The 12,171-nt window shown below is 62.0% G+C and carries 10 protein-coding genes; 4 read left to right on the top strand and 6 right to left on the bottom strand.

All coding sequences use genetic code 11. From position 1 onward, the window contains the following. Window positions 1-18 precede the first annotated feature (18 nt). Window positions 19-975 carry a tyrosine recombinase gene (locus GOB90_RS00910; RefSeq protein WP_260175898.1) on the bottom strand — a complete coding sequence of 319 codons (957 nt, stop codon included), beginning with the start codon at window positions 973-975 and terminating at the stop codon, window positions 19-21. Between the two features lie 48 nt (window positions 976-1,023). Then, entirely contained in the window at window positions 1,024-1,356 is a 333-nt protein-coding gene (locus tag GOB90_RS00905) for a hypothetical protein (protein ID WP_183187336.1), read from the bottom strand. Window positions 1,357-1,418: 62 nt separating this feature from the next. Here GOB90_RS00905 and aroB point away from each other — a divergent pair, with 62 nt between their 5' ends. The 4 genes from aroB to alaS all read left to right on the top strand — a co-directional run bounded on the left by aroB (window position 1,419) and on the right by alaS (window position 8,117). Continuing rightward, window positions 1,419-3,239 carry a 3-dehydroquinate synthase gene (aroB, locus tag GOB90_RS00900; protein ID WP_146892879.1) on the top strand — a complete coding sequence of 607 codons (1,821 nt, stop codon included), beginning with the start codon at window positions 1,419-1,421 and terminating at the stop codon, window positions 3,237-3,239. 298 nt (window positions 3,240-3,537) lie between these two features. Continuing rightward, window positions 3,538-4,662 (top strand): OmpA family protein, encoded by a 1,125-nt coding sequence (locus GOB90_RS00895; protein ID WP_146892877.1) that lies wholly within the window; start codon window positions 3,538-3,540, stop codon window positions 4,660-4,662. 116 nt (window positions 4,663-4,778) lie between these two features. Then, window positions 4,779-5,336, top strand: coding sequence for a GtrA family protein (locus GOB90_RS00890; protein ID WP_146892875.1), 558 nt, complete (start codon window positions 4,779-4,781; stop codon window positions 5,334-5,336). A 123-nt stretch (window positions 5,337-5,459) separates the two neighbouring features. Then, window positions 5,460-8,117 carry an alanine--tRNA ligase gene (gene alaS / locus GOB90_RS00885; protein ID WP_146892873.1) on the top strand — a complete coding sequence of 886 codons (2,658 nt, stop codon included), beginning with the start codon at window positions 5,460-5,462 and terminating at the stop codon, window positions 8,115-8,117. Window positions 8,118-8,241: 124 nt separating this feature from the next. Here alaS and GOB90_RS00880 read toward each other — a convergent pair whose 3' ends face one another. The 4 genes from GOB90_RS00880 to epmA all read right to left on the bottom strand — a co-directional run bounded on the left by GOB90_RS00880 (window position 8,242) and on the right by epmA (window position 12,165). Next, window positions 8,242-9,615 (bottom strand): 8-oxoguanine deaminase, encoded by a 1,374-nt coding sequence (locus GOB90_RS00880; protein ID WP_146892871.1) that lies wholly within the window; start codon window positions 9,613-9,615, stop codon window positions 8,242-8,244. A gap of 46 nt (window positions 9,616-9,661) precedes the next feature. Beyond that, on the bottom strand, window positions 9,662-10,426 hold the full coding sequence (locus GOB90_RS00875; protein ID WP_242011707.1) for a fasciclin domain-containing protein: 765 nt from the start codon (window positions 10,424-10,426) through the stop codon (window positions 9,662-9,664). Window positions 10,427-10,618: 192 nt separating this feature from the next. Then, on the bottom strand, window positions 10,619-11,059 hold the full coding sequence (locus tag GOB90_RS00870) for a hypothetical protein (protein ID WP_173571864.1): 441 nt from the start codon (window positions 11,057-11,059) through the stop codon (window positions 10,619-10,621). 86 nt (window positions 11,060-11,145) lie between these two features. After that, entirely contained in the window at window positions 11,146-12,165 is a 1,020-nt protein-coding gene (epmA, locus tag GOB90_RS00865; protein WP_242011706.1) for an EF-P lysine aminoacylase EpmA, read from the bottom strand. Window positions 12,166-12,171 lie beyond the last annotated feature (6 nt).

Genomic DNA, 12,171 nt, shown 5'->3' with positions numbered 1-12,171 from the left:
GCCTTAGGGGACGTCAGGTTACAGATTCTTTTCATCTGTTGCGGCTGTGGCGGAGTCTTCGCTGCGGCTCTGAGGCTGACCGAGGGGGTGATGGGTCTGCACGATATCTCTGAGCCTGTCGGCCTGGACATGGGTGTAAATCTGGGTCGTCGAGATATCGGCATGACCGAGCAGGGTTTGCAGGGTGCGCAGGTCGGCGCCGTGGGCGAGCATATGGGTGGCGAAGGAATGGCGCAGGACGTGGGGCGAAAGGCGATCGGGCGGTACCCCTGCCCTGCCCCCGAGTTCGGCGAGGATTTTGTCGAACCCCTGTCTTGTCAGAGGTTTTTCCGGGGAACGGCCGGAGAAGAGCCATGGGCCGGGACGTGTTTTGTCTTCCTGGAGCAGAGCCTGGATGGCGATGCGGGCGGGTTCGGAGAGTGGCACGAGCCGTTCGCGGCCACCTTTGCCACGGATCAGGAGCATGCGGGTGTTTTCCCGAAAGGAGTCGCGGCGCAGGGCGAGCATTTCCGAGATACGAAGTCCGGTGGCGTAGAGCAGTTCGAGTGCGGCGCGGCCCAGAATGAAGCGGCGGCGTTCGGCGGGTTTTGCACCGGGCGGTGGCAGACCGGCTTCGATGAGGGCGACGACTTCTGCTTCGGTCAGGAATCCTGGCAGCGAGCGCTGTGGCGAAGGGGCATCCAGCTGCGCGGCGGGATTATCGGCGCGGCGGCCATCACGCAGGAGAAAGAGGAAGTATTGCCGGATGCATGAGATGCGGCGGGCGATGGTACGGCGGGCGGCACCGGAGGCGCTCATATCGCTGACCCACGCGCGGAGTCCTTCCGCGCTCGCTGTTCCGAGCGTTTCGCCCTGTTGGAGAAGAGCTGTTTCACAGTCGGTGAGGTCCGCCGTGTAGGCGGCCAGTGTGGCGGGAGCGGCGGCGCGTTCTGCCGCCAGCATTTCCAGGAACGGTTCTGTGCAGAACTGACTCAGGCGTCCGGTTCCTTTATCGGTGCTGGCGACAGAAGCGGGTCCCGGCGATCAGTGCGCCAGGGAGGCTGCCGGTGTGGCCGTGGCCGGCGTTGTCGTGGCCGGAGCGGGTGCCGGGGCGGCGGCAGGAGCCGGGGGGGCCGCGACGGCGGGTGCGGGGGCTGTGGCCGCTGGCAGCGGCGGCATGACGGGGAGTGTCGGAGCCGGTGCGGCCGCCGCGAACACGGCTGGCGGCAGATCCTTATGGACCATCTGTTGCGCGGGCGGCGTGGAGCCTGCGCCGAGCATTGCGATGCCCGCAAGAAGAAGGACTGCGACGGCTGCCGCAGCGATAATGACGATTCGGCGCATTACAGCCTCGATTCCCATGAGGCCGGGGTACATAGTGTTGTCCCTGCGGCCTCGCCTTGACGTGTGTTCGCTCGCTCTATGTTACGATGTGATCCATGTCACGCCCATACCCTTCTGAAGAGCCGGAAAATTCTCCGGCCACATTCGAACAGCACGCCCCGGATGGCGAATCATCATCTGTGTCTGGCTCTGATTTATCCCGGACGGACCCGTTCCCGCTTAATCTCGATGCGCTGAGGATCAGTACCGGCTTCGGGCCGCATGCTGGTCGCAGCATTGTTCTGATTGGCCTCATGGGGGCGGGCAAATCGACCATCGGACGGCGGCTGGCGCAAAGGCTGGGACTCGGTTTTGTGGATGCGGACGCTGAAATCGAGCGGGCTGCCGGGTGTTCCATCAACGATGTGTTCCGGATGTATGGCGAGGCGGCTTTCCGGGATGGCGAGCGGCGGGTCATCCGGCGGCTGCTTGACGGGCCATCGCGGGTGCTGGCGACGGGTGGCGGCGCTTTTATGAATGACGAAACGCGTTCGCTGATCCGGGAACGCGCGATTTCGGTATGGCTTCGCTGTTCGCTGGATATTCTGGTCCGCCGGGTTTCGGGGCGCAGTCACCGGCCGCTGCTTAACAACACCCGGCCGCGGGAGATTCTCGACCGGCTGATGACGGACCGGCATCCTGTGTATGCCGAGGCTGATATCATTGTACAATGTGGAGACGACAACGTGGATAATTCCACCACAAAGGTCATTGAAGCGCTGGCGCTGAACCGTCGTCCGCGACGTCTGCCGGTTGAACTGGGAAACGCATCTTATGATGTGGTGATCGGCGCGGGCCTTATTGAGCGGGCGGGCGCGCTGCTTGCGCCGGTTGTTCCGCAGAAGCGCGCTGTCGTCGTGACCGATGAGACGGTGGCGGGGCTTTATCTCCCTTCCCTGCTGGAATCTCTCGCTGATTCGGGCTTTCAGGTTCAGTCCGTTGTCGTGCCGCCTGGCGAGAAATCGAAATCCCTTGAGGAATTCGGTCGTGTCACGGATGCGATTCTTGAGCACGGAGTTGAACGCCGCACGACGGTTATTGCTCTCGGCGGCGGGATTGTCGGCGATCTGGCCGGTTTTGTCGCGGCGACCCTCATGAGGGGACTTCCGTTCGCGCAGATCCCCACGACTCTGCTTTCGCAGGTTGATTCGTCCGTTGGCGGCAAAACGGGGATCAACACGCCCTGGGGCAAGAACCTGATCGGCGCGTTTCATCAGCCGGCTGTTGTGCTGGCTGATATTTCGACTCTGGCGACTCTGCCTCCGCGCGAGGTTCGGGCCGGTTATGCCGAGATCGTCAAATCGGGTCTTATCGGTGATGAGGCGCTTTTTACGTGGTGCGAGAAGCATGGCGCGGCGGTTCTCTCTCAGGAGCCGGGGGCACTGGCGGAGGCTGTGGAGAAGGCCTGCGCCTTCAAGGCGGCTGTCGTCACGAAGGACGAGTTCGAGCGGAGTTCCGAGGGCGGGCGGGCGCTGCTGAACCTGGGGCACACGTTCGGGCATGCTCTGGAGGCGGAGCTTGGGTATGACGGGCGTCTGCTTCATGGCGAGGCCGTATCGATCGGTCTCCGGCTGGCGTTCCTTCTGTCGGTTCGTCTTGGTTACTGCTCCGGGGCGGATCTCGACCGGGTGACCAGGCATCTCGAGTCTAACGGAATGCCTGTGCGGATTTCCGATATCGGGGAACATTTCTCTGCTGAAACACTTCTTCACCACATGACACGCGACAAGAAAATGCGTGATGGCAGGCTGACATTTGTGCTGGTTCGTGGAATCGGCAAGGCGTTTACATGCCGTGATGTGCCGGTGGAGGCGGTGCGATCTGTCCTTATTGAAGATGGTTGTGCATCTGACGCGGTGCAGCCCCCGAATAACTGAAGGCCATAATGACCTGTGTCATTTCGGCAGCATGTAAAACGGCGGTTAACAGTCCTGAGTCAGTGTGCAACTGGCTTTATTGTTGCTATGAATACCATTCGATCACGCTGAGTTTTTTCAGAGACCGAAATGAACTGTTGCATATAAATCACGCTTATGGCGTCTAATGCCCGAAAGCATGGGAGTATGGGTTCCATTCACGGAACCCCTCGCTTTATAGGGCTTTTAGACATCTTGCAGGGGCGGAATTACCGATGGTAGGTGTCGGCCCCGACAGATGAAGAATGAGGACGAAAAAATGCGTCTCCGTACGGCGTTATTCGCTACAACCCTTATGGCAGCGGCCCCTGTGGCCGCATCTGCCACAACCATTACCGGACCGTATGTTGATATCGGTGGCGGTTATGACCTGACACAGAGCCAGCACGCTCATTTCGCCGGTGATGCCGGCGGATCGGGCGGTGGTTCCGCTACATACCGTCACCAGAACGGCTTTACGGGCTTCGGCTCGTTCGGCTGGGGCTTTGGTAACGGTCTGCGCGCTGAGGTCGAGGGTGTTTACAACTACTCCGAGATCAACCACGCCAGCAACGCTTCGGCGAACCGGACCCGCGGCAGCGACCAGTCCTATGGCGGCCTGGTCAATGTCCTGTATGACATTGATCTGAAGCAGTTCGGTATCGATGCTCCTGTGACACCGTTTGTCGGTGTTGGTGCCGGTTATCTCTGGCAGCATTACAACCCGACACAGTCCAACTATGCGAACGGCAACACCACCCGCCTCGGCGGCACGAACGGTGGCTTCGCTTATCAGGGCATCGTCGGTGCGGCTTATGACACGGGCATTCCGGGTCTGCAGGTCACGACCGAGTATCGCATGATCGGTCAGCCGGGTTCGTTCACGGACGGCGCTTACAGCGGCACGTCGATCACGAACGGTCATCGTTCCACGGGTAACGTGAACTTCGATCACCGCTTCAACCACCAGTTCATTCTGGGTCTGCGTTACGCGTTCGATACGGCTCCGCCGCCGCCGCCGCCGGCTCCGGTTGTTGCTCCGCCGGTTGTAACACCAGCCCGCACGTATCTCGTGTTCTTCGACTGGGATAAGTCGAACCTCACGGCACGTGCGCGCCAGATCGTTGCTGAGGCTGCTCAGGCTTCAACACACGTTCAGACGACCCGTATCGAAGTTAACGGTTACACCGATAACTCGTCGGCTCGTGGTGGTGCTTCGGGTGCGAAGTACAACATGGGTCTGTCCATCCGTCGCGCTGACAGCGTGAAGGCTGAACTGGTTCGTGATGGCGTTCCGGCCAGCGCGATCGACATCCATGGTTATGGTGAGCAGCATCCGCTGGTTCCGACGGGTCCGAACACCCGCGAGCCGCAGAACCGCCGCGTCGAGATCATCCTGCACTGATCCCGTTTTCGGTATCTTTCAGGATAATCAGGAAAGAGGGCGCCATACCGGCGCCCTTTTTTCATTCCGGACCGCGTGGTCTGCCTTAACCTTCCGGAAGAGCCTGCTCGTTTATTATGGCCAGTGCTTCTCACTCTCCTTCCGCCCCCGCAAAAGTATCTTCTGATGAACACTCGGGGTCAGTTCGTCGTCTGCTCAAATTCGGCGTTGTCGGAAGCGCCGGGTATCTGTGGGACACGGGAACGGTTTATGCCCTCATGCCGGTTCTCGGACTGGGAACGGCGACGCTGATCGCCTATTTTGTTGCGGCGACGCTCAACTGGGTGGCCAACCGGTTCTGGACGTTTGGCGATGCCGGGCGACATGAACATCCGGTGCTCCAGTGGCTGCGCTTTCTGACCGCGAACAGTCTCGGGTTTTTCCTGAACCGTGGCACTGTCTATGGGCTCTTCTATTTTGAGCCGTTATGCCGCGAGTATCCTTTTGCAGCCCTCGCCGCAGGTTCTTTTGCCGGGATGTTTGCGAATTTTACTCTGAGCCGACGGCTTGTGTTTCGTGAACGGCCTCCGAGTTCGGCGCTTGATCTGGCGGAAATCGCGACCGGTGTCGTGGACCCGGAGATCCCTGAAACAGAAGACGCGCCCTCTGCGGGTTCCGGGACGGGATCGCAGTAACGACACTTTCGGGACTGTTCCGTCTGCGCTACAGTTGAGCCTGCAAAACCACTGTCTTTATCTTTCTGGTCACCTGCTATTTTTCCGGGCTCTGTGACCGCTATCAGGACTTCTCCTCGCGCCATGCCATCAACAAACGAAATTCGCGCAGCTTTTCTCGATTACTTCGCGTCTCATGGTCATCAGATCGTACCGTCTTCGTCGCTTGTGCCGCGGAACGATCCGACGCTGCTCTTTACCAATGCCGGCATGGTGCAGTTCAAGAACGTGTTTACCGGCCAGGAAACGCGTCCTTATTCGCGCGCCACGACTGCGCAGAAAGTGGTGCGGGCCGGCGGGAAGCATAACGATCTGGACAATGTCGGCTACACGGCCCGTCATCATACGTTCTTTGAAATGATGGGGAATTTCTCGTTCGGCGACTACTTTAAGCCGCTGGCGATCGAACTGGCATGGAACCTGGTCACCAGGGATTTCGGGCTTCCGAAAGAGAAGCTGCTTGTTACGGTTTTTTCCGAGGATGAGGAGGCGGCTTCTCTCTGGAAACAGATTGCCGGTCTGACGGATGACCGGATCATTCGCATTCCGACGTCCGATAATTTCTGGCGGATGGGCGATGTGGGTCCGTGCGGCCCGTGTTCCGAGATTTTCTACGATCATGGACCGGATGTGCCGGGCGGACCTCCGGGTTCGCCGGACGAGGACGGGGACCGGTTTGTTGAGATCTGGAACCTGGTTTTCATGCAGTTTTTCGAAGATCCGCCGGGGGTTCGTTCTCCCCTGCCCCGGCCTTCGATCGACACCGGGCTTGGGCTGGAGCGTTTTGCCGCGATTTTGCAGGGGAAACGCGACAACTATGACACGGACACGTTCCGGGCGCTGATCATAGCGTCGGCGGATGCGACATCCCAGGCGCCGGATGGTCTGTTTAAGGCGAGCCACCGGATTATCGCGGATCATCTCCGGTCCACGGCGTTTCTGATTGCCGACGGCGTGCTGCCGTCCAAAGACGGGCGCGGCTATGTGCTGCGCCGGATCATGCGGCGGGCCATGCGGCATCTGCATATGATGGGAACGACGGAGCCGGTTTTCTACAAGCTTCTGCCAGCACTGATTCAGCAGATGGGCGCGGCTTATCCGGAGCTTGGACAGGCTGCGCCTCTGATCCGCGAGACGATGCGGGGCGAGGAAGAGCGGTTCAAGGTGATGCTGGGTCGTGGTCTTTCGCTGCTGGCGGACGAAACGGAGCAGCTTCCCGCCGGCGGGGCACTGCCGGGCGATGTGGCGTTCAGGCTTTATGACACGTTCGGTTTCCCGCTCGATCTGACCCAGGATGCTTTGCGGGGCAGCGGGCACACGGTCGATGTCGATGGTTTCGAGGCGTCGATGAAGGTGCAGCGGGACCGTGCCCGTGCAGCATGGTCGGGCTCGGGCGATGCGGCCATTGAGACCGTGTGGTTCGAGGCGCGGGATCGTTTCGGGGCGACAGAGTTCCTGGGTTACGGCACCGAGGATGTGGAAGCCGAGGTTCAGTTCATTGTCGTGGGCAATGCGGCTGTGTCCGAAGCAGGTGTCGGCGCTGAAGTGGCTGTTCTGCTGAACCAGACTCCGTTCTACGGCGAGAGCGGCGGACAGGTTGGCGATACCGGTGAGATCACTGCGCCGGGTGTGCGGATCGCGGTCTCTGACACGCAGAAGAAACTTGGCGATCTGCTCGTTCATTATGGAACGGTGACTGAGGGCACGCTGAAAACGGGTATGGCTGTTCGCGCAGTGGTCGATCACCGGCGGCGGTCGGCGATCCGGGCGCATCATTCCGCGACGCATCTGCTGCATGAAGCGCTTCGGCGGCGGCTGGGCGAGCATGTGACTCAGAAAGGCAGCCTGAATGCGCCGGATCGGCTACGTTTCGATGTCAGTCAGCCTCGTCCGATTACCCGCGAGGAACTCGACGAGATCGAGGCGGAGGTAAATGCGCGTATCCGTGCCAATACGCCGGTGACGACACGGATTATGGCGCCGGCAGACGCGTCTGCCGAAGGGGCGATGGCGCTGTTCGGCGAGAAGTATGGCGACGAGGTACGGGTCGTTTCGATGGGTGGCGCTGACGAGGCGGGCGGGAAGCCGGGCTGGTCGGTGGAACTCTGCGGGGGCACTCATGTCGGTCGCACGGGCGATATCGGGTTGTTCCGGATTGCCTCGGAAAGCGGTGTGTCGGCAGGTGTGCGACGGATCGAGGCTGTGGCCGGCGAAGCGGCGGAAGCGGTTGCGGTGGCCAATGAGCAGCGGCTGGTGCAGATGGCGGCGATGATGAAGGTCACGATTGCCGAGGTGCCGGAGCGGCTGGCGACGCTTCTGGAAGAGCGGCGCGTGATGGAGAAGCGGATTTCCGATCTTCAGCGCAAGGTGGCGATGGGCGGGACCGCTGAGACGGCTGCCGAGACGATTGCGGGTATTCCGTTTGTGGGCCGGAACGTGGGAGACACGTCGCCGCGTGAGCTCAAGGGACTGGCCGAGACGATCGGGAAACAGACTGGTCCGGGTGTTGTGGCGCTGGTCTCGACAGCGGACGGGAAAGGCAGCGTTGTGGTTTCGGTAAACCCGGCTCTGCCATCGTCTCTGGACGCGGTGACGCTTGTGCGGGCGGCCAGCGCGGCGCTCGGGGGCAAGGGCGGCGGTGGACGTCGCGATATGGCGCAGGCAGGCGGCCCGGATATCGGGGCGGCCGATGCGGCACTGAATGCTGTCAGAGCGGGGATTGAGGCGGCTGTTCAGGGGTAAAACCCTGACAGAGTTTCTGACCTCTGCTTTTTCCTGAGCGGAAGACTTCTCCGGCGCGTTTCTTTCGGAGCGGCGTCGCGTGAGGTTCTTCTGCCATCGCTGGCGGGAGCCGTAGTCTCGGGATTCAGCCTGTGAGGAGCGTCCGGGCGAGACGGTTATGCGTTTCGGTCAGGTGGCGTTCGTCTGTGCACAGCAATTCACCCTGTCTGACGACGATGCGACCGTTGACCATTGTCAGTGCGGTGCGTCCTGGTGTGCAGAACAGGAGGGCGGCGACCGGATCGGACTGAGCGCCGGCGTGGTCGAGGCCGCTGATATCGAAAGCGACAAGGTCGGCCGCCATGTCAGGGGCGAGGAAGCCGATATCGTCGCGTCCCAGGGTGGCGGCCCCGCCCCGGGTGGCCATGGCGAGCGTTTCCCGCGCGGTCATGAACTGGCGGGTTTGCGGATCGGACTCGAAAGCGGTCCGGACGCGGGCCAGGAGCATAGCCTGGCGGGCTTCCGCAAGCATGTGGCTGCTGTCATTGGACGCCGAGCCGTCCACGCCGAGACCGACACGAATGCCGGCTGACTGCATGGTTTGCACCGGGGCGATGCCGGAGCCGAGGCGCATGTTCGAGCAGGGGCAATGGGCGATGCCGGTGCGGGTGGCGCCGAAGCGGGCGATGCCGTCCGGGTCCAGTTTGACGCAGTGGGCGTGCCAGACATCCGGGCCGACCCAGCCGAGATCCCCGGCGTATTCGGCGGGGGTGCGGCCGAAGACTTCGCGACTGTAATCGACATCGCTGTCATTTTCGGCGAGATGAGTGTGCAGGGTGGTGCCGGTCGCGCGGGCGAGATGTGCCGCTTCCCGCATCAGATCCGTGCTGACGGAGAACGGGGAGCATGGCGCGACCACCACGCGGCGCATCGCGTAGCGGGACGGATCGTGCCAGCGTTCGATCCGCTTCTGTATGTCCCGGAGAATGGAGGCTTCGTCTTCGACAAGGCTGTCGGGAGGCAGACCGCCTTTGCTTTCTCCGACGCTCATGGCGCCGCGGGCGGCGTGAAAACGCATTCCCATTGTATCGGCGGCCTCGATCTGATCGTCGAGCGTGGAGCCGTTCGGGAACAGATAGAGATGGTCGCTTGTCGTGGTGCAGCCGGACAGGAGGAGTTCGGCCATTGCCGTGCGGGTCGAGACGCGGACCATGTCCGGGGTCAGGCGCGCCCAGATCGGATAGAGCGCCTTCAGCCACCCGAAGAGGGAGGCGTCCTGGGCGGCGGGCACAGCGCGGGTCAGCGTCTGGAACATGTGATGATGCGTGTTGACCAGACCCGGGATCAGCACATGGCCTGTCAGGTCGATGATCTCATCGGCGGACCCGGGATCGTCGTTTTTTTCGCCGAGGGCTTCGATACGGTTTCCGGAGATCCGCACCCAGCCGCCGGGAATTTCCCGGCGCTCGTCATTCATAGTGGCGATGTGGGCGTTGATGAGCAGTATCGTTGCCGGCATTATTTCCCACTCAGCTCAGAAGAATTTTGAAACCCGGGAGAGCGGTTCAGTGCGACACCGCCAGAGGTTTTGCCACGACGGCGCCCGCGCCTTTGCCATAATAAGTGATTGCGGATGTGGCTGTCGCGGTCCCGGGCTGAGGTGCCGGCGGGAAGACGGGAGGCAGAACCGACTGCGTGAAATACAGCACACCGTTGGACTGCGGCACGCCGGTGACCCACAGTTTATTCACGGCGCCGGCGGCGTTACTGAGCACCAGCTTGCCGGTTCCGGGTTCGGGAGAAACGGTCAGGACTGCGCCTGAGAGTGTTTGCAGGCCGATGGCGTGCGTTGGCTGTCGGGCGATCGCTTTCCGCAGGGCATCGGGGGACCATCTGCCCCTCACGATGGTGTATCCGAGAAGGGATTTCAGGTCCGGTGTGCTGACTGGCGGCGGGGCGCCTCTGGCAACGCGGGCTTCATACTGCTGGAGAGGACCGTTCGGGATGGCGAACACTGTAAACGGGCCGTTCCGCTGCAGAATACTGAACAGCCCGACCGTCTGAAGTGCGCGGGCATAATTGGCGAGTTCGATGACCGATCTCAGCGATTCAGCGATCGTGCGGTCGCAGTAAACCGGCGTTTCCGGGTCCGGGTAGGCTACGGCGCTGTCCGGTGCTTCCTTAGTGGTGCGGGGCGTATAATTACGTGTTCCCGAGACGGTGGGCGCCATGAAAGAACACACGCTCCCGACCTGTGCGTAGGCGTCCTGCCGGGCCGTGCTCTGACAACCGCCGAGTGACAGAGCCACCATTACCGCGGCTCCAGCCATTCCGTATCGTCCCGCCAAACCTGGCCGCATCCCAGTCTCCGATCCCGAGTTTCAGCGCTCACACCGGACAGAGGCGGACCGCACAGACAAATCTATGCCGTCCGGGTTTCACATCTGTAAATCCGCGACCGGCCCTGCGCGGATTATCGGCTCTTGCCCGCTGTCACAAGTCCCGGGGGCGGGAGCGCCCTGTCAGCACCCGTCTCCGCGCATGGTCCATCCGGTGACAAAGCCGCCCGCGAGTTCGAAGGTCGTCTGACATACCGAATTATAATAGCTGGGCGGGAAGCCGCCGCCCATTCCCCAGCCACCGCCGCCCCAGCCACCGCCGCCGCCCCAGCCGCCGCCGTAACCACCCCATCCGCCGCCCCAGCCGGGACCGCCGCCCCAGCCACCCCAGCCCCAGCCCATTCCCATGCTGCCGGGAGAGTAATTTGTCTCGTTATCGACATAGGCGAGGAAGACGTGCCCGTTGGTCTGATAAGTGCGGGTTGGCACACCATAGGCGCGGATGACATCGACTTCCGTTTTGCCGACCAGCGAATTGAGTTCTCTGCGCTGCTGTTTTGTCGGGCCTGTACAGCCGGCAACAACCAGAATGGCCAGCAGGGGCCAGATACGTTTTGAGACCATGACGACGCCCCTATCTTCTTTCGGCAAATCTGTGAGACCGGCGCCGGGTCGTCCGGAACAGCAGGTCTGGCTAAAGTGACGCGAAATTACCCAAGCCACAAGACGTCTCCCAGTCGGGGGGCGCCTGTTGCGAGCATCACGAGCCGGTCGAAGCCCAGCGCGATGCCCGATGCCGGTGGCATGGCTGATAACGCAGTGAGAAAGTCTTCGTCTATCGCCCAGGATTTTCTGTCCGGGTAAAATTCGGCTCTCCTTTTGCGGTCTGTTTCGAAGCGGCGGCGCTGCTCCGTGCTGTCGGTCAGTTCCTCGAAGGCATTGGCGAGTTCGACGCCACCGAGATAGAGCTCGAATCGGAGAGCAGCGCGCGGATCGGTCGGGCAGGTTCTGGCCAGGGCGGCCTGACTTGCGGGCCAGTGGGTCAGAAAAACGGGGCGCTCACGTCCTGTTGCAGGTTCGATCCGTTCGAGCAGGAGACGGAAGAACAGGTCTTCCCAGGTTTCCTTCTCACGCAGAGTGCTGCCGGCCTGGGCGGCGAGCGCTTCGGCGTTATCGGCGGTGGCGAGGACGTCGGCACCGACATAGCGGTGAAAGGCCTCCGCGACGGTCAGACGTTCGAAGGGTGTATCGACGGGGATCGTGTGGCCCTCGCGATGGATTTCGGGCGGGAGGAGGCGTCGGACGAAGGTTTCGGTCTCATCCATCAGGGAGGCGAGATCGGCGCCGGGGCGGTACCATTCGAGCATGGTGAATTCGGGGGCGTGAAGTGCGCTGCCTTCGCCGTTGCGCCAGACGCGGGCGAGCTGGAAGATCGGCAGGCCGGTGGCGGCGACGATCCGCTTCATGGCGAATTCGGGACTGGTGTGGAGGAAGAGAGCTTCACGCTCGCCGTCCGGCGAAATGCGTTCTGTTTCGAAGACGTGGAGGTGGACTTCCTCGCCGGGAGCGGGCACGGCGCAGGGGGTTTCGACTTCGAGATAGCCACGCTGGCCGAAGAAAGCGCGTGTGGCGTTCAGCATCAGGGCGCGTCGGCGCAGCAACGGGAGCCGTTCGGCGATGCGGGCGGGATCGGGTGCTGGATGCGGCATGGCGCGGTCGGCTGCTTTCATGAACTT

The organism is Acetobacter oeni (assembly GCF_011516825.1).
GTDB lineage: Bacteria > Pseudomonadota > Alphaproteobacteria > Acetobacterales > Acetobacteraceae > Acetobacter > Acetobacter oeni.
The sequence above is the reverse complement of the archived record's forward strand: the minus strand, read 5'-3'. Positions and strand labels throughout refer to the sequence as shown.

Bases quoted from the DNA above. Each gene is read 5' to 3' on its own strand.
- GOB90_RS00895 (WP_146892877.1), top strand. From the start codon at position 3,538: ATGCGTCTCCGTACGGCGTTATTCGCTACAACCCTTATGGCAGCGGCC.
- GOB90_RS00875 (WP_242011707.1), bottom strand. From the start codon at position 10,426: ATGGCTGGAGCCGCGGTAATGGTGGCTCTGTCACTCGGCGGTTGTCAG.
- GOB90_RS00870 (WP_173571864.1), bottom strand. From the start codon at position 11,059: ATGGTCTCAAAACGTATCTGGCCCCTGCTGGCCATTCTGGTTGTTGCC.
- GOB90_RS00890 (WP_146892875.1), top strand. From the start codon at position 4,779: ATGGCCAGTGCTTCTCACTCTCCTTCCGCCCCCGCAAAAGTATCTTCT.
- aroB (WP_146892879.1), top strand. From the start codon at position 1,419: ATGTCACGCCCATACCCTTCTGAAGAGCCGGAAAATTCTCCGGCCACA.
- alaS (WP_146892873.1), top strand. From the start codon at position 5,460: ATGCCATCAACAAACGAAATTCGCGCAGCTTTTCTCGATTACTTCGCG.
- GOB90_RS00905 (WP_183187336.1), bottom strand. From the start codon at position 1,356: ATGTACCCCGGCCTCATGGGAATCGAGGCTGTAATGCGCCGAATCGTC.
- GOB90_RS00880 (WP_146892871.1), bottom strand. From the start codon at position 9,615: ATGCCGGCAACGATACTGCTCATCAACGCCCACATCGCCACTATGAAT.
- epmA (WP_242011706.1), bottom strand. From the start codon at position 12,165: ATGAAAGCAGCCGACCGCGCCATGCCGCATCCAGCACCCGATCCCGCC.